This is a genomic window from Desulforamulus aeronauticus DSM 10349, assembly GCF_900142375.1.
In the GTDB taxonomy this organism is placed as follows: domain Bacteria; phylum Bacillota; class Desulfotomaculia; order Desulfotomaculales; family Desulfotomaculaceae; genus Desulfotomaculum; species Desulfotomaculum aeronauticum.
In genome coordinates, this window is record NZ_FRAR01000017.1 from 105,039 (window position 1) to 122,246 (window position 17,208).

The following is a 17,208-nucleotide window of genomic DNA, read 5'->3' on the forward strand; positions in this document are numbered from 1 at the left end:
GGTTTTTTGTTTTTATTAGCAGGGTTGTTCAAGAAATGAAAATATTGGATTGTCTATGTACGTCACCCTTTGGCAGCTTTCTCAATAAAATGTACAAAATTCTTATGTTCATTGCCATTAACATAAAGCTAGCTTGGGAGGTGATCACTTGAAGGACCCTATCAATAGGATCTGGGATGTGGTGGATGAAGTAATAGAAGAGAATTTGGAGCTTTTTCTAGAGGATGAATCAGGGGATGCGGATTTGGCAAGTAATTTTGAGTCGATAATAGAAGATTCAGCCGATGAATCAGATGATGAGGAAACTGGTTATGATGCATTGACAAGTGACTTTGAGGATGAACTTATGGAGTCGCCTGAAAAGGACAGGAGTTACTGGCTTAAAGAGTTTGAAAACATCCTTGGGGAGCATATGCCTGAATCCGTTCAGGTGGAAAAAGCTTCAAATAGCCGACTCCCTCTGATTCTGGGAGGTGGTGGTATTTTGTTGCTTGGTTTGATCACCAGTACTACTGTCCTTATCCGTCTTAAAAAGAGGCAGTGTTTTCGTGCTTTACCAGTGATGGAGGAAGAGCCGGTAGAAGTGGAGGTTGAAGTAGCTCCTGCTGCACCGGAACCTAAAAAACGACATCAGGTACGCTATGTTCGGGGACCGTTCTTTATGCTACATCAAATGGCGCAAAATCTAATGCCTCGGCCATTAAGAGGAGGTATGCATGAATAATCATCAGATCATCTATTTAGACTATGCGATTAACCCGGAGCCACGGTATGGTTTTGGCAAGCCACCCCATCCTGAATTAATGGCCATTATCACACGAAATTGTGCCGTTTATGAAGAAAATCTGAAGCATTTTTTATCCTATCAAAGGTTTTACCGTACTATTGCTAAATCAGTTGATCCCGCAGCCACGACTCCCGGTTGGATTAATGGTTGGCTACCGGGGCTGGATTCCCTGGCGATTTATGGCTTCCTGGTCAAGCATAACCCCGAACGCTATTTTGAAATTGGTTCCGGCAATTCCACTAAATTTGCCCGGCAGGCCATTTCTGATCATCGTTTGAGAACCAAAATTACTTCCTTTGATCCCCATCCCCGGGCAGAAGTGGATAGCTTGTGTGACCAGATTATTCGGCAGCCGGTAGAAAATGCTGACATTTCAATATTTAGTGAACTAACAGCTGGAGATATCCTGTTTGTAGATCATTCCCACCGCTCCTTCATGAACTCTGATGCCACGGTGGTTTTCCTGGAGATTTTACCCCGGTTAAAACCAGGTGTTTTGGTGGAATTTCATGATATATTGTTACCCTTTGATTACCCTCCGGAGTGGCAGCAACGCTACTATAATGAGCAATATCTTTTAGCTTGCTATCTACTGGCCGAGGGAAATAAATTTGATATTATCCTACCTAATTTCTTTATCAGCCGCCATCACCAGTTAAACAAGGTTTTATCTCCCCTATGGGAGAAGCCAGAATTAGCCGGTGTTGAAACCCACGGGAGTTCCTTTTGGATTATGACCAAATAAACTAGCTGCTGCTGTCTAGTCAAGGGCAGCAGTTTTTTATTTAAACAACTTATTTGCTATCTCCTCATATCTTTACAAAGAGGGTAAATCGGTAAGAGAAAGGATGTGTTACAGAATGGGAGAGGAAAAGGGTGGGGAGCAAAAAGCGAACCAAGAGGTCTGTGTGACCTATCTGAATAAGATGATGGCAGCGTCAAGGCAATTGGAACAGCTTATCGAAGAAAATCAGGCTGAACAGTGCCTGACTACCTTGTTGCCGATGCTTCAAAATATGAAGAAGTTTATCAGTGAAGTCCAGGAATTACAAAGAAACGGTGTCTATCAGGAGTTAACACTACCAGATATGTACGATCCCTTAACCACTTTTATGGAAATTTTCTCACGTGGAGAAGTTATTCCGGCGGCTCAGCTGATACTAACAAGTTTGAAGCCCAGGTTAGAGGATTGGCAGCAGAAACTAACTACCCCACCGGTTGTCGGGTTGGTTTTTAGTAAGGATCGGGCCATGCAGTTGGATGCCACCCTGCATTCTTTTTATGTTCGCTGTCAAGATCCTCAGTTGGTACAGATGAAGGTGTTGTATTTAGCCACCAATGAGCAACTACGGAGGCAATACCAAGCCTTGCAGCGGGATTACCCGGAGGTAACCTTTGTCGAAGAAAAAAATTTTAAAGAACAGGTTTTGACTTTACAGAACAACCATCAGTTTGTCCTATTCCTGGTGGATGATAATCTTTTTGTGAGGGATTTTTCTATCCAGGCAATCATCGACGCTTTAAATAAATACCCAGACACTCTGGGATTTTCCCTGCGCCTGGGGTGGAATACAGTCTATTGCTATACCCAGTGTTGTTTACAAAAGGTTCCACCCTTTGAAGACATTGAAAATGGTGCTATTATGTATGACTGGACGCAGGCGGAGCAGGACTTTGGCTATTGCCTGGAAATATCCAGTTCCCTCTACCGGATTGCTGATCTAAAAATCCTTCTACAGCAACTTCCCTATGACCATCCGAACACTTTGGAAAGTGTACTTTCCCTGCAACAGGGACGTTTTAGCCATCTAGGGAGATTACTATGCAATAAATTTACCATCGCCTTCTGCACCCCCATTAATCGGGTGCAGGAAATCTGTGCCAATGATTTCGGCAGAATTTTTTCTTACTCTATTGAAGAGTTACGTGATAAATTCTCGCAAGGATATCGCATTGATGTGGAAAAATACAAAAACTATTTACCAATGGCCTGCCATGAGGAAGTGGAATTACATTTTGTGCAGAGATTCCTAAAAGAACCCCAACTGGACTGTAACCCTGGAACGCTGGTTTCCACTAAGTCAGAAGTTACAAAAGTAGAAGTTATTAACACCCCGAAGATCAGCGAATAAACTGATAAAAAAGATAGAATTGTACACGCTAAATACATCTTGATATGGTGAGGAGGGAACAAAAATAAGTAATAAGCTAAAATCACCGGATGACGGTAAACACAAGGCAAGGCCAAAGCTCAGTAAAGATAGAAAGTCAAATAAACCGGCTCAAACCAATAGCCCGGGAGATGTTCATTTTACAAATTGATAAGGAATTAAAAAAGTAACCCCCAGATCAGGGAGTTACTTTTTTAACATTAAAAGTTAAAAAAATCACAAATGGTTTAGTTTTTTTGATTCTTTAAAAATCAATAAATACAAGCAAAAAATTGTTGTATCACAAAAAAACCTACAATATAGGCATTAAAATAGTAAATATACTTGAAAAAATTAATTGATATTGTTACCATTTGCACAATCAAAGTCTCTTGAAAATCTTTGGTAAAGGAGGAGTTTGCATGAGAGAGGTTAATACTTTTGTGGGTGAGAATTGTATTGTTTTAAATGTAAAAACGAATTGCATTTACCCTGCCTGTGCCATCATCAGTAAAATAAGAGATAATGAATGGTACTTTGATCGCCTAATGGTCCCCAAAGAAGCAAGGCACCAGGGATTTGCCAGCCGCCTAATGGAAAAGCTGGTGAGCTTGCTGGATGAAAAAGATATTGAGCTAATTAATGAAGTACACGGCAGAGGAGATTTAAATAATGATCAATTAGTTGTATTTTACAAAAAGTATGGCTTTCAGGAAACAGAGAGACCGTATCGACTGTTGAGATTGCCTCACTAAGGATGCCTAGAGGGCATTTTTTTATGCCTGTTTGGGACTTGCCACTTGAAATTAAGATACTAACTTTAAACCAATGGCAGCACCCAGAACCAGACAAATAAAGAAAACCCTGCGCCAGTCCTTAGATTCCCCGTAATACAGCATTCCGAGCAAAGCCCCTCCAGCGGCCCCAATACCAGTCCAAACCGCATAGGCTGTTCCCATGGGCAAAGACTTCATTGCTAAAGTAAGAAATAGGAAACTGGCACCAAAACCAGCCAGCAATAAAAGTAGAGCCTGCCAATTCTTATCTTGATGCAGTTTATTAATCAAAGCAACACCGGTCATTTCAAAAATTCCGGCCAATAACAGATAAACCCAGGCCATCTTTACTCAACTCCTTGCACGTCAGCCTCTTTTTTTCCAGTCACTAACTTCAGTCCAATAACTCCGGCCAGTAAAAGGATAATAAGAAGTAGCTTGATTAATTTTAAGGGTTCACCAAAGAAAACAATTTCTGAAAAGACTGTGCCGGCGGTTCCCAGGCCAACAAAAACGGCGTAGACTGTACCTACAGGAAGTCTTTTACCGGCCATAATCATTAGATAAAAACTTACGCAGATGGCCAGGGCTGTACCAAGCCAGGCCCATAGATGATCTGCATGTTTTAATCCGATAACCCAAAACACCTCAAAAAAAGCTGCTATAAAAACCTTTAGCCACTCATAGTTCATGATTGCTGCTCCTTTCATGGGAAAAACCCGGCTTATTTACCTGCCTGTATATTTTCAGAATGTTTAAAAAACAAACAAAGCCCGGGAGATATCTTTACGATAGATATCCTCCCGGGCTTTTATCCCTCCGTGTCACAGAATTTTCTGTGCGTTTTCTCTTGGACCAGACCAGATAAAACTGCGGAACCCTAGAAAACTTAAATTTTTTATGATAACATAAAAACTCCACATCATCTTATCATAAAAAAAATACAGTCGTCAATTAATCAATGCAACTAAAATATATATTCAATATGGGGTGATAATTATTTTGTTACTATAGAAGTAGAAAATATTTTCCTTTTTTGTTAAGCTTTCAATTACAAAATGAAGTACAATACAAGAAAGGGGAGTTTTGCACTATTAATTATGTTTGGGGGAATCGATATGAGTAGAGTTTTAAATGTTGGACTTGATATTGGTTCTACTACCGTAAAGATGGTTATTTTAGATAAGAATAACAATATTGTCTATAAAAAGTATTTAAGACATTTTTCCGACATAAAAAATACAGTGCTTTCTCTTTTTGAAGATGCCAAATCAATCATGCACAGAAACCTATTGACGGTAGTGGTTACAGGGTCTGGCGGCTTTAATTTTTCGAAAAAGCTGGAGGTACCCTTTATTCAGGAAGTAATTGCCTGTGCCCATGCCATCAAAAAGATTATTCCTAACACCGACTCTGCTATTGAACTGGGTGGTGAGGATGCTAAGGTTACCTATTTTGGCGAATCCATCGAGCAAAGAATGAATGGAACTTGTGCCGGTGGCACAGGGGCCTTCATTGATCAAATGGCTGCATTGCTGCAGACAGATGCTTCGGGGCTTAATGAGCTGGCTAAGAGTCATAAAAGTATTTATCCCATTGCCTCCAGATGTGGTGTATTCGCCAAAACAGATATTCAGCCCTTGTTAAATGAAGGAGCAGCTAAGGAAGATATTGCCGCCTCGGTGCTGCAGGCCGTGGTCAACCAAACCATTGGTGGCCTGGCCCAGGGAAGATCTATTCGTGGTAAGGTTGCCTTTTTAGGTGGACCGCTGCATTTTATGTCCGAGCTAAGAAAACGTTTTATTGAAACCTTAAAATTAGAAGATAATAATGTGGTTTTTCCTAACAACTCCCATTTCTTTGTTGCCTTGGGAGCAGCATTATCTTCCAGAGAATCAGAACCCTTGCCCTTTGAATGTTTACAGGAACGGGCTCCCGGTATCTGGAAGATGAACCAGGAAGACGGTGAAAAGGTAGAACCTTTATTTGCCAACGAGAAAGAGTATGAGAAATTTAAGGAACGGCATGATCAAAACAAGGTAGTGAGGATAGATCTAGAGAGCTATCAAGGGAATGCTTACCTGGGCATTGATGCCGGGTCTACCACCACCAAGGTGGCACTGATCAGTGAAGAGGGAGGACTGCTCTATTCTCACTACGGCAGCAATAATGGTAGTCCCTTAGAATCTACCATAGAAGCACTACAGGATTTATATAGTAAACTTAACAAAAATACGATCATTTTAAACTCTGTGGTAACCGGCTATGGTGAACATCTAATCAAAGCTGCCCTAAAGGCAGATATTGGAGAAATTGAGACTGTAGCCCATTATAAGGCAGCCGATTATTTTTTACCCGGCGTCAATTTCGTCCTGGACATTGGTGGACAGGATATGAAGAGTCTCGTCATCCGGGAAGGTGCCATTGACTCTATCATGTTAAATGAAGCCTGCTCCTCAGGGTGTGGGTCTTTTATAGAAACCTTTGCCAGCTCATTAAATATGGACATTAAGGATTTTGCCCAGTTAGGCCTTCAATCCTTAAATCCTGTAGATTTAGGAACCCGTTGTACGGTATTTATGAACTCCAAGGTAAAACAAGCCCAAAAGGAAGGGGCAGAGGTAAGCGATATTTCCGCAGGAATTTCTCTTTCCGTTATTAAAAATGCTTTGTTTAAGGTGATCAGACTTAGAAGCACGGAGGACTTAGGAGATAAAATTGTTGTTCAGGGTGGAACCTTTTACAACGATGCAGTGCTGCGGGCCTTAGAAAAAATCACCGGTAGAGAAGTAGTGCGGCCGGATATTGCCGGTATCATGGGGGCCTTTGGTGCAGCCTTGCTGGCCAAGGAACGCTATGAAGTTGGCTATCAGACAACCATTCTCCAAGGGAAGGAGCTGGAGGATTTTTCAACAGAGACTTCTATGAAGCGTTGTGGCCTATGCGGCAACAATTGTCTGGTTAGCATTAAACATTTTTCCAATGGACAAGAGTTTTATTCCGGCAACAGATGTGAAAAAGGTGCTGGGAAAGAAAAGGTTAAAAATGACATCCCCAACCTTTATGAATATAAATACAAAAGAGTATTTAGCTACAAACCCTTGTCAGAAAGGGAAGCAACCAGGGGGATCATCGGATTACCCAGGGTACTAAATATGTATGAGGATTACCCCTTCTGGTTCACCTTTTTCAGTCAGTTGGGCTATCGAGTCGTTATTTCAGGCCGATCAACTAAGAGAATATATGAACTGGGTATGGAGACAATTCCTTCGGAATCTGTGTGCTACCCGGCCAAGCTGGTGCATGGGCATATTATGGATCTGATCAGTCACGGGGTCAATAAAATTTTCTATCCTTGCATACCCAATAACATCCCAGAGGATCAAGAAGCCGATAATCGTTATAATTGTCCCATCGTTACTTCGTATCCAGAGACCATTAATGCCAACATGGACATTTTAAAAAGTGGCAATGTCACTTTTTATCACCCATTTTTGCCCATTGATATGCCGGATCGAATGGTTAAACGATTGGTTGAAGAATTGGCACCGGAAGGTATTACCAAGCTTGAAATAGCCAGTGCTGTTAAAAAGGCCTATGATGAGTTGACGAGATATAAGGAAGACGTAAGGAAAAAAGGGGAAGAGACACTTACCTATATCAAAGAGCACAATATCAAGGGGATTGTCCTAGCGGGTAGACCCTATCATATTGATCCAGAAATCAATCATGGTATACCAGAGTTGTTAAAGTCCTATGGCTTTGCCGTTTTACCAGAAGATGCCATTAGACATTTGGTAAAAATCGACAGACCTTTGCGTGTGGTGGACCAATGGATCTACCATTCGAGGATGTATGCCGCCGCCACCTATGTTGCCCAGCAGAAAAACCTAGAATTGATTCAACTCAATTCCTTTGGTTGTGGTTTAGATGCTGTGACTACCGATCAGGTGCAAGAAATTTTAGATGCTTATGGGAAGATTTATACGGTGCTCAAGATTGATGAAATCAGCAACCTGGGGGCTGCCAGAATACGTATACGCTCACTGCTTGCCGCTATTAAGGAGCGGGATAAGAGAGATTTTACACCACAAAAATTATTTAGCTACCCTAGTAGAGCTATCTTTACCAAAGAAATGAAGGAAACTCATACGATTTTGGCACCTCAAATGTCGCCTATTCATTTTCAGTTTTTAAAGATCGGCTTTGCCAAAGCCGGCTATAATATCGAGATTCTTCCCTCGGTGGATAAGGCCGCCATCGATGAAGGCCTGCGGTATGTGCATAACGATGCTTGTTATCCAACCATCATCGTAGTTGGTCAGTTAATGAGAGCTTTAAAATCTGGCAAATATGATGTAAACAATACCTCTGTTATTATGGCCCAAACCGGTGGGGGTTGTCGCGCTACCAACTATATTGCTATCATCCGCAAAGCATTGAGGGATGCAGGTATGGAGCAGGTTCCCGTTATTTCTCTCTCTTCCGGTTTGGAAAAAAACCCGGGTTTCAAGGTTACCCTGCCCATCTTCCATAATATGATGATGGGATTGGTTTATGGTGATCTTCTCATGCGGGTATTGTATCGAGTGCGCCCCTATGAAAAGGTACCGGGTTCTGCCAACCGTTTATACGAGTATTGGGTGGATAAATGCCAAAAGGCCTTAGCGGATGGTGGAAAGAAAGAATTTAGGGAAAATATCTACAGAATCGTTAAGGATTTTGACAACCTGGAAATTTATGAAGATTTAGTGAAGCCACGGGTTGGTGTCGTAGGGGAAATATTGGTTAAGTTTCACCCCACTGCCAACAACAACATTGTTGAATTGTTGGAAGCCGAAGGTGCAGAGGCTGTGGTACCGGACCTAATTGACTTCTTTTTATACTGCTCCTTTGATAACAAGATCAAATATCAGATATTATCCGGAACCCTTTGGAAAATGATTTCCGGCATGATTTCTGTAAAAGTTATTGAGTCCTATCGAAAGGACATGAAAAAAGCTTTGCAGCAAAGCGAACGATTTGAAGCACCAAAACCAATTGAAGAAATTGCCCAATACGCGGCAAAACATCTGTCTCTAGGCAACCAAACCGGAGAGGGCTGGTTTTTAACCGGTGAAATGGTTGAGTTGATGGAAAGTGGTGTGAGCAATGTCGTCTGTTTACAACCCTTTGCCTGTTTACCCAACCATATCACCGGCAAAGGGATGATCAAGGAACTTAGAAGATCGTATCCTACTGCCAATATTGTGCCCATCGACTATGACCCAGGAGCCAGTGAAGTGAATCAGCTAAACCGTATCAAGCTCATGCTCTCTGTAGCTATGGAAGAAGTAAAAAATAGAAGTGATACTTAATAGTTCAGCATTCTCATAATCTGTTTAGATAAAACGGAACTCCTTCCACTAAACCGGGGAGGAGTTCCGTTTTTCTAATGAGAGAAATAAACCCATGATCTAAACCCTGGCCTGCAACCAAATTTTAATTCGCCCGGTACCACTTTCCTGGGAAGCTAGGCGAAAGGTAAGTCTGTTATAACGTGTAAAAAAGTTACTTACGAAAACTCTGATTTGACCAGGACGTAGTTCAATCTCAGGCTCTTCATCCATAAAATTGATCTGATTGGGGCTAGCTTGTAACTTTACTAAGGTGTTCTTGGAACCAATGTTTGCTACGATAAAACTATAGATAGAATAGCTCCATACCTCTTGTGTACTACTAAATCCCGCCCTTTTACCCACGGAAAAATATTCCTTTCTTTCATAGCAATTTGTTTTGGATGGTTCAGTGGTAACTATTAATAGGGGATGCCGTGAATGGTCCGGTGTATTTGAACTATGAAAAAGTAAAACGCCACAGGTTTCAAGCTCTACCGGTACTAAGGCCAAACCGCTATTCATTAATTTTCCCGCATGCCAGGCTTTGACTAAAGTCGTAATATCAACAGAAATGGAACAACCATTTTTACGTAGGGGAACTCTTTTTAATGTTTTTGCTAGCATAGGTGGTTTACTGGTATAGTTTGTATAACAGTCCTCAAAGGGTTTGGCTAATGCTTGGATACCTAAAAGTGCTGGTGGGTCACCTTTACAGGGAGGGGCATTGAAATATATTTTTAACATGGCCGAAGAAATCACCTGTTCTTTGGGCAGGGTCGATAGATCGAAAAAGAGATAGGAGATATATTTAGTAAAAAGACTCGTTTTCCCAACGGGTAAGTAAGGTGAATGGCACGGTGTCTGATGTTGCTTATTGCTAAAGACAAAAGTACTTTTTATGGCTGGTAGCCTGAATATGTTCATCGCAATGCACCTTTATGTTTTTTATAAACTATGTTGGGAAAATCCCATGTGTGAAAAGAATACGTTTTTGACAGTAGAAAACAGTAAAGTTACTTGTTACTATTTTCCAGCCAGGGAAGCAAATTTGGACGCGGATCAAGTATGGAATCATATTGTTGGGCAATCCCATAAATACGCTGGGGATCTAATTCCTTATAACGGTAATATTTTTTAAGCCGATCCGCCGGTTTCAGCCAACCCAGATGTTTAATTCTGAGGGGGTGGTTTTCGCCCTTTAATTCCGCTATATTTACCGGGAATCTTCCACAATGCAGGGGTGTTTCCTGCCACAGGTAATGGAAGTCCGGTAAATACCGAACCATAAAGGGACGGAACTGTTGATGGGCACACCAGTATTGATCCTCCCGATAGTGGGTTTCGCTCCACATATCATATAACCGGAAGGAATAGTAACTAACATCTTTGCTTTGGGCCAGCTTTTTTAAAACTTCAGGGGCATTCTCTTCAAATATTTCATCTGCATCCAGTATTAAAATCCAATCTGGACTGGTTGTAACGGCCATTTGCCAGAGCTGCTTCCGGAGAATAATTTCATTAGTAAAGCTTGGGTTGCTATTTGCCACGATTGTCAGGGGAATACCCTCTAAAGCTTTTTTGCAGACCTCTACGGTATTGTCCTCACTGGCATCATCTAAAATTACCACGTTATCAACAAACTGCTTGGCTTGTTGCAAGACCTTCTCTAAATACCTGTCGGATTCATTCCTCACTAGCATGGCCAGTGTAATTTTATTGCCTTTTCCTTTTTTACTCCCGGGTCTGTCGGTTTTCTTACCATCTTTACTGTGCCCCAAGTTCATATTTTTTTTATATTCCTTCAGCTGCGGCAGTTCTGATTCTCTGTAAATATGAAAGGGGGGGTAATGGGTATCTGCAAAGAGTTCAAATCCCAAGGCTGCCGCCCGTATACAAAAATGCCTATCCTCACCCCAAAAACCAAGATTATAGATTTCACTGAAGGAAACTCCCCTTAAGAGGGCTTGCTTGCTGACTAAGGTGCAAGCTCCCAGTCCGCCAACTTTGTACGTACCTGGTTTAGAAAGCATGGCAATAAACTCCGTTGCTCTCTGATTGATTTCCTCCTCACGTAACTTTTGACATCTGGGGGCGTCATATAACTGGTATTGGTCCGCAACCCAGACTTGAGGCAGCGGGGGTAAATCTGGCTCCCACCTGGTCCAGAATACTTCAGAAACAATATCTTTTTGGAGTGAGATTAAATGCTTGATGGTTTTGGGGTGAAGGTATAAATCTGAATCAACGAGAAACAAATAATCATAATCTTCCTGCAGGGCCATGGCAATAAAACTATTTTTAAAAGCAGCTACTTTCCAAATCAATTCTTCACGCCACTGGTGAGTTTTCTCATCACAGGTATAACTATTCAAGGTGTTTTTTCGAATAATACGAACATTTTTCTTGTTATTGGAGAAACGCTCCAATAAATTGTGATCATTATTGTCATCAATAAAAACATAATCGAGTACCAGTCCTGATTGATGCAATTTTTCTAGTGAACTAAGAAACTCTTTTAAAATGTTCTTCTTCTGCTTAATGGGGCTTGCCAGTAAAACTCGTGTCTTCATAGTTGCTCCTTTCTCAAGGAAAATGATTGATCTCCTCCCGTAGTAAGGGAAGGGGTAGCCAATCTTGGAGAACAACTTTTCATTGTCAATAGCAGTAGGTCTGCCAGCAGGATGCGGACCCTTTCACGGGCCATGAAATAACTACAGTCATATCCCTGTTCAATGAAGAAGGCGCACGTATCAATTTCTCGCGTGGCTATAAAAATGTATTCAATGGCAGAGGTATTACCACATAGAGGAACTAATTGCTTAACGACCGTCAACAGTTTTTCTGTTAGCCGGGTTAGCGGCATGCCGGTTTCTGCTGTACTGCTTACTTGATAGATTTCCAGCAGGAGTATCACCATCGCTAAGGGTACTTCATGATGTTCCAGTAATTCCCGCCAGAGGGAATCTTTTTTTTCCAGGGAACAAAAGGTGTATAACCTATTACAGTCCCAATTAATGTACTTTTTTTGTATGAAATCAAGAATTTGCGTTAAGGGATATAGGAAACAGTTGTTTCTTTGCAGGGCTAAAAAATACAGGGTGGCAGCCTTTTCATATTCTCCCGACAAATTGTAGGCGTCTCCTGTCAAGCTAAGAATTTTATCGTGAGGCAGCAGGCTGCTGCCGTCATCTGCAATTGAATTTTCCAGGTCATTGGCGGCTGCAGGGTATCTTTGCAAAGCCAGGTTTGCGAAGCCTCTGAGTAACAATAAGTCCTTATGCTGTGGTACCATGAGCAGCGATTTTTGGGCAAAGTCCAGTAATGCTTGCCAGCGTTTCAGATGCCATAACCCAATGGCTGTGTTCAAAAGGACATCCTCAAAGTAACCTTCACAGCCGGTCATGAGAGTCAAGGCCCTTTCCAGGTAAGGAAGTCCCTGGTCAATTTGGCCTTTTTGGTAATATTCCAGGGCTAAAGCAAAGAAAAGAAAGGGGTCTTGGGGGGTATTTCTTAATTCTTTGGCTATGATCGTGGTATTTCTCCAAAACTTATTCTTTTTACTGATTACCGCAGCCAAATAACCATAATGGTCAATAACCAGAGGGGCTGGGACTAAGCCCTGGCCCTGGTTTATTTTTATGATGGATGTTGCCACTTGTTCATGGATGGCACCCACAAAGCGATATTCCGGTTTATTTCTAAATAATCTCACAACCCTGTCGCAGGTCATTTGTTTACCGTCCCCGATGTAATTATTGAGTTGTAAGTAATAACCTTCGACAGTCTTATTTTCAAGGTACTGATCAAAATCTTCGACTTCAACCGGACATAAAACCTCATCGGCGTCTAACACCAAAATCCAATCACCGCGGGCTTGCTCCAAACCAAAATTTCTAGCCTGTGAAAAATTACCGGTCCAGATAAAATGAAAGACCCTGGCACCTGCCAGTTGAGCCAATTGAACCGTATTATCTGCAGATCCGGTATCCACCACAATGATTTCTCCGACAAGGTGCTTAACACTAGCAAGGCAAGCCGCAAGGCAATGCTCTTCGTCCTTTGTAATCAGGCAAAGGCTTACTTTTATTCTTTGTTTCATACCTTGCTGCCACCGTTTCCGAATTTGTAAGCAAAGAGTTCCCGCGAGTTGTTTACTTTGCCATCATAATAGTCTGCCAGCGCCTGATTTCCCCCTGGGGTTGTTCTGAGCAGAAAAGTCTCTAAAACATTGACCAGTTGATGATAGTAAGATTTTTTATCAAGATCATCTGGAAGATAGTGGTAACAAAAGTCAAGTAAGTTTAAAGAAGTGTTGATTAATGCCACCTCGCTGCGCGTAGCAGCAAGGTCTGCTGCTAGACCCTCTTGCAGTGACCGGGTTAAACCAAGGATCACCCTGGCGGTAATTCTGGTAGACTTATTTTTCCACATTTGCAGCCCCAAAGAACGACATGTTTTAAAACGACCTGTTAACAGTAGTGCTATAGCTTGGTGGGTTTGCGCGATAGGGAAGAAATTACTCTCCTTAGGGATTTGTTTCAGAGAATGAAGGCCTCCCGGAAACCTGCCCGAGTAAATATGGTACAGCCCCAGTTGAAACAGAAACTCGTCATTTTGCTCTGTCGCAGTTGAACACTCTGCCAAGCAGGCCGTGGCTAAAGAAGGATAGCCAGCCATAAAAAACAAGTTTGCTATGGTTAAAGCCAGACGCCGGTTGTTTAGGTAACCTTTTTCTTGCAAGTAGGCAAGGGTAGTACGGGGGCTGCCTTCTTTTAGTAACAAGAGAAATAAATGGCTTGCGGGATAATGGTAGCGATCATTTTCCTGTAATGCCCGCTCGTAGCAATCCTTCGCAGGACCCGTGAGACCAAGCTTTTCATAACAAAAACCCATATGGTAAAGGGCCAAATAACTACCTGTACCGTTCATATGACTATACATAGCAGGTGGTGTCCCACCTTGTCTGGCCTGATCAAACCATTTAATCGCTAACGCGTACTCCTTTTTTTCTTCTAGGGCTATTCCTCCCAGATAATACACATCTGTGTACTCGGGATATTGAGAGGCGGCCTCCAGGCTCAGGCAGATCATTTCGTCAAGCTGACCTAAATTATGGAGACAAATTAATAGGTAACGTAACGCTGGGGCACGAAAAAGCAAATGATCGTCGGTAAGTTGTCGGTAGGCATTTTGCAAAAAGGGCAGAGCAAGCTGGGGTTTTGCTAATCCGAGCCATTCTATACCAAGGTAATACTGCAGAAAATAGTTTTGGGGAGCTAGCAAAGATGCTTTTTTTAAAGCTGCCAGATTACGCCCTCTCTTACGGTTGCGTTCCCGTGGAGATAGGGTGTTATGTTGAATCATCAGTTCAGTCGTACTATCCACCACCTCGTTATGATGGACAACAACTTGCTCGTGGATAGTGCCCTCAAAGCGGTACTCTTTTTTATTCCTAAACAAGCGGAGAATTAGAAATTGATTGTATTCACCAGTCTCTTCCGAAATCGGATAGAGCAGAGGAAGCATATACGCATCTATTTTCGTTGATCTGCTGATCAATTCTTTCAATTGTCCCGGTTTACTAAGCAATACCTCGTCGGCATCCAAAGATAAAAGCCAATCTCCCGTGGCTTTGCCAATGGCGTAATTGCGGGCAGAGCTAAAATTACCATCCCAGGGATAGGTAAATATTTTATCTGTATACTTCCTGGCAATTTCCCAGGTGTTATCGGTTGAACCAGTGTCGACAATGATTATTTCATCCACCTGCTCTTTTACGCTGGCAAGACAAGTTTCCAAATCTCTGGATTCGTTTTTTACAATCATCACCAAGGTAACGGTGTCTTTCATGGGAGTTCCTCCTCACCGTGCTGTTCCCCGGCTAGATTCTTTTCCGTAATCTTCCTACGCCAATTCTCATAAAGCCTAATTTGACCAATAAAGTAGCGGGGCTGGTCTGAATCCTGCTCGATTGCATAGCGGTAATGTTGTTCAGCTTCCACAAAATTGCCTAATTCCTGATAACTCTCAGCTAACAGGAAATGTGCCTTTCCATCACGGTTGATGGTTAAATACTCTTTTAGGAGTTCCACGGTTCTCTCTACAGGGCCATATTGATGGTAAAGTTGGATGATATCCCATTGCCGCTCCACCAAACAAGCTGGAACAACCTTTTTATATAGTTCATTGGCCTTCTCCGGCTCATTAAGATCAAGTAATCGACTCAAGAGATCCAGCAAAAGATCGATTCCGTCCTGACCCAGGCAGATTTTGCGCACCGCTTTACGCTTTTCCAGGGATTTTAACAGGAGTTTTAGAATATTGTCTGTGTCTTCTGCCAGTCCCAAGTCACGAAGTTCCCCTGCAATTACTTGTACCTTGCGCTTCTTTCCTTGCACCCAGAAACAGAATAATTCATTAAACTTTGCCAGCAAATATCTAGGGCTGTCTGGTGTGAATTCACCCAATAGGATAAGTGCTTCCAAGAAACGTCTTTGTTGAACAAGACAAAAAGCTTTCCTTAAAAGAATTTCCTCGGGGACAGAAGCTGTATCGCTGGTGGGTTCCAGAAATTCCAAGGCCAATTGATACGCCTTTTGATTGAAAAATATGTTGGACAGAATTAATTTGGCTTGGGGACTTCCTAAATCAAGGACCTTTTCCAGGCACTCCCTTGTGTAAGCGGGGTTTTTACGAGGTTCCAAAATAACGATAATTCTTTCTAACGCAGGTTGGAAGTTGGGGTTATCACGTAGACTGGCCAGATAGTAGTGGAGAGCTTCTTCGTAGTTTAAAAAGGATTCAGCAATTTCCCCCAGGTGGTATAAAGATCTAAACCCCCGAACTCCGGCAAAGGAAGCATATTGAGCAGGCTGTTCCGGTAAAGCTATGGCCTGTGAAAAAAACTCTGCGGCTTTAGCGTATTGCTTTTGGGTTAAATGAGTAAGTCCCCCATAATAATAAAGATCAGCGTAATTAGGAAAAAATTGTAACCCTAAATGGATTACCTCTAGGGCTTTGGCCGGCTGCCCGGCAGAATGGTAAGAAAGAACAATATATCGCAGTAATTTAGCGAAATAAATAGTATTAGGATCTGTATGATTAGCCACCTGAATCAATACTTCAGCTGCCTCTTGATATCTTTCAGCCCGGTAGAGTTCTATCCCGTAGTGATATTTCAACAAGTTATTGTCCGAGTCAGCCGCTAACTCTTTTTGGATAATGGTGAGATTCCTTTTTTTCTTATCCTTTTGATCGATCTGGCTGTCCAGATAACCATAATGAAGGATGATTACATCTTCGGCTACACGATAGGTGGCTTGTTTGTTTTTTTCCAGAATTACATCAGCGATTTGTTCATGAATGGCCCCGCGGAATCTGTACTCCGGTTTGTTTCTAAATAACCGGAAAACCAGGTCAGGGCAGGTTTCGGTCCAACCATCTTTACCAATATAGTTAATAATCCTGGTAAAATAACCTTCTACGTTTTCTTCAGACGTGAGTTGTAAGAGTACTTTTTTACTCTCTGTAGTCAGTTCCTCATCCGCATCCAAAAACAAAATCCATTCCCCAGCAGCCTTTGACAACGAAAGGTTACGGGCATCACTGAAATTATCATTCCATGGAAAGTGGTAAACCTTTGCCCCTAATTCAAGGGCAACCCGGGGAGTAGTATCCTGAGAACCTGTGTCAACGATAATTATTTCATCAACGACATCCATGACACTGGCCAGACATCTGCGTATGTTAGACTCCTCATTCTTAACAATCATACACAAACTGATTCGGTTACCCATTTTAGTATTGCTCCTTGTAGGTTTTTTTTAAAATATGCATTCATATTGTAACTTTCTACACTATGACCAAATATTCTACTATGAGGCTAATTACTAAAATTTTACAAGGAGTGTAATTTTAATGCCTAACTTCAAGATCTTTCAGGATAATCCGGATTACGCCCGGATTAAGGTTTTTGGCAACAACAATGTTGCATTTAGTACGGACAGTTCCGGTAACCTTGGCATTACGTCAACGGGTCTGGCCATTACCGCCCCGACTAACGGGTTAATGGTAACAGCAGCCGCAGATGGTTTAGCCATTACCCCGCCAAGTAATGG

12 protein-coding genes, 1 pseudogene and 1 riboswitch are annotated in these 17,208 nt (G+C 42.0%); of the genes and pseudogenes, 6 read left to right on the forward strand and 7 right to left on the reverse strand.

The genetic code is table 11. From position 1 onward, the window contains the following. The first annotated feature begins 148 nt into the window (after nt 1-148). The 4 genes from BUA78_RS11655 (at nt 149) to BUA78_RS11670 (ending at nt 3,692) form a co-directional block, all read left to right on the forward strand. Nucleotides 149-724 carry a hypothetical protein gene (locus BUA78_RS11655; RefSeq protein ID WP_072914642.1) on the forward strand — a complete coding sequence of 192 codons (576 nt, stop codon included), beginning with the start codon at nt 149-151 and terminating at the stop codon, nt 722-724. After that, a complete protein-coding gene (locus BUA78_RS11660) occupies nt 717-1,532 on the forward strand; it encodes a class I SAM-dependent methyltransferase (RefSeq protein WP_072914644.1) in 816 nt (271 codons plus the stop codon). The genes BUA78_RS11655 and BUA78_RS11660 overlap by 8 nt, the downstream gene beginning before the upstream one ends. 115 nt (nt 1,533-1,647) lie before the next feature. After that, nucleotides 1,648-2,919: a hypothetical protein gene (locus tag BUA78_RS11665; protein ID WP_072914646.1), complete on the forward strand. Its 1,272-nt coding sequence runs from the start codon at nt 1,648-1,650 to the stop codon at nt 2,917-2,919. A gap of 440 nt (nt 2,920-3,359) precedes the next feature. Then, nucleotides 3,360-3,692, forward strand: a complete 333-nt coding sequence (locus BUA78_RS11670; protein WP_072914649.1) for a GNAT family N-acetyltransferase — start codon at nt 3,360-3,362, stop codon at nt 3,690-3,692. Between the two features lie 51 nt (nt 3,693-3,743). Here the strand turns inward: BUA78_RS11670 and BUA78_RS11675 are convergent, their stop codons facing one another. Both BUA78_RS11675 and BUA78_RS11680 read right to left on the reverse strand, forming a co-directional pair. Next, nucleotides 3,744-4,058, reverse strand: a complete 315-nt coding sequence (locus tag BUA78_RS11675; protein ID WP_072914650.1) for a DMT family transporter — start codon at nt 4,056-4,058, stop codon at nt 3,744-3,746. Nucleotides 4,059-4,060: 2 nt separating this feature from the next. Further along, nucleotides 4,061-4,405 carry a DMT family transporter gene (locus BUA78_RS11680; protein ID WP_072914652.1) on the reverse strand — a complete coding sequence of 115 codons (345 nt, stop codon included), beginning with the start codon at nt 4,403-4,405 and terminating at the stop codon, nt 4,061-4,063. Between the two features lie 106 nt (nt 4,406-4,511). Further along, nucleotides 4,512-4,608: riboswitch (guanidine-I (ykkC/yxkD leader) on the reverse strand. Nucleotides 4,609-4,831: 223 nt separating this feature from the next. On the opposite strand from BUA78_RS11680, the gene BUA78_RS11685 reads away from it, so the two are divergent. Further along, entirely contained in the window at nt 4,832-9,070 is a 4,239-nt protein-coding gene (locus BUA78_RS11685) for a 2-hydroxyacyl-CoA dehydratase (RefSeq protein WP_072914654.1), read from the forward strand. 99 nt (nt 9,071-9,169) lie between these two features. Here BUA78_RS11685 and BUA78_RS11690 read toward each other — a convergent pair whose 3' ends face one another. From BUA78_RS11690 to BUA78_RS11710, 5 genes are all read right to left on the reverse strand, one after another. After that, nucleotides 9,170-10,015 (reverse strand): DNRLRE domain-containing protein, encoded by an 846-nt coding sequence (locus tag BUA78_RS11690; RefSeq protein ID WP_072914655.1) that lies wholly within the window; start codon nt 10,013-10,015, stop codon nt 9,170-9,172. Nucleotides 10,016-10,104: 89 nt separating this feature from the next. After that, nucleotides 10,105-11,661, reverse strand: a complete 1,557-nt coding sequence (locus BUA78_RS11695) for a glycosyltransferase (protein WP_072914658.1) — start codon at nt 11,659-11,661, stop codon at nt 10,105-10,107. Further along, nucleotides 11,658-13,190, reverse strand: a complete 1,533-nt coding sequence (locus BUA78_RS11700; protein WP_238456804.1) for a glycosyltransferase — start codon at nt 13,188-13,190, stop codon at nt 11,658-11,660. Before BUA78_RS11700 ends, BUA78_RS11695 begins: the two co-directional genes overlap by 4 nt. Next, complete coding sequence (locus BUA78_RS11705; RefSeq protein WP_072914660.1) at nt 13,187-14,941, reverse strand: glycosyltransferase; 1,755 nt, start codon at nt 14,939-14,941, stop codon at nt 13,187-13,189. Before BUA78_RS11705 ends, BUA78_RS11700 begins: the two co-directional genes overlap by 4 nt. Next, complete coding sequence (locus BUA78_RS11710; RefSeq protein WP_072914663.1) at nt 14,938-16,887, reverse strand: tetratricopeptide repeat-containing glycosyltransferase family 2 protein; 1,950 nt, start codon at nt 16,885-16,887, stop codon at nt 14,938-14,940. Before BUA78_RS11710 ends, BUA78_RS11705 begins: the two co-directional genes overlap by 4 nt. A 121-nt stretch (nt 16,888-17,008) precedes the next feature. Between BUA78_RS11710 and BUA78_RS11715 the strand changes: the two are divergent. Further along, a pseudogene (locus BUA78_RS11715) lies at nt 17,009-17,208 on the forward strand (DUF6385 domain-containing protein); the annotation flags it as partial.

Excerpts from the sequence above, each read along its gene's own strand:
- BUA78_RS11685 (WP_072914654.1), top strand. The coding sequence starts at position 4,832 with ATGAGTAGAGTTTTAAATGTTGGACTTGATATTGGTTCTACTACCGTA.
- BUA78_RS11660 (WP_072914644.1), top strand. The coding sequence starts at position 717 with ATGAATAATCATCAGATCATCTATTTAGACTATGCGATTAACCCGGAG.
- BUA78_RS11695 (WP_072914658.1), bottom strand. The coding sequence starts at position 11,661 with ATGAAGACACGAGTTTTACTGGCAAGCCCCATTAAGCAGAAGAAGAAC.
- BUA78_RS11700 (WP_238456804.1), bottom strand. The coding sequence starts at position 13,190 with ATGAAACAAAGAATAAAAGTAAGCCTTTGCCTGATTACAAAGGACGAA.
- BUA78_RS11680 (WP_072914652.1), bottom strand. The coding sequence starts at position 4,405 with ATGAACTATGAGTGGCTAAAGGTTTTTATAGCAGCTTTTTTTGAGGTG.
- BUA78_RS11710 (WP_072914663.1), bottom strand. The coding sequence starts at position 16,887 with ATGGGTAACCGAATCAGTTTGTGTATGATTGTTAAGAATGAGGAGTCT.
- BUA78_RS11705 (WP_072914660.1), bottom strand. The coding sequence starts at position 14,941 with ATGAAAGACACCGTTACCTTGGTGATGATTGTAAAAAACGAATCCAGA.
- BUA78_RS11690 (WP_072914655.1), bottom strand. The coding sequence starts at position 10,015 with ATGAACATATTCAGGCTACCAGCCATAAAAAGTACTTTTGTCTTTAGC.
- BUA78_RS11665 (WP_072914646.1), top strand. The coding sequence starts at position 1,648 with ATGGGAGAGGAAAAGGGTGGGGAGCAAAAAGCGAACCAAGAGGTCTGT.
- BUA78_RS11675 (WP_072914650.1), bottom strand. The coding sequence starts at position 4,058 with ATGGCCTGGGTTTATCTGTTATTGGCCGGAATTTTTGAAATGACCGGT.
- BUA78_RS11670 (WP_072914649.1), top strand. The coding sequence starts at position 3,360 with ATGAGAGAGGTTAATACTTTTGTGGGTGAGAATTGTATTGTTTTAAAT.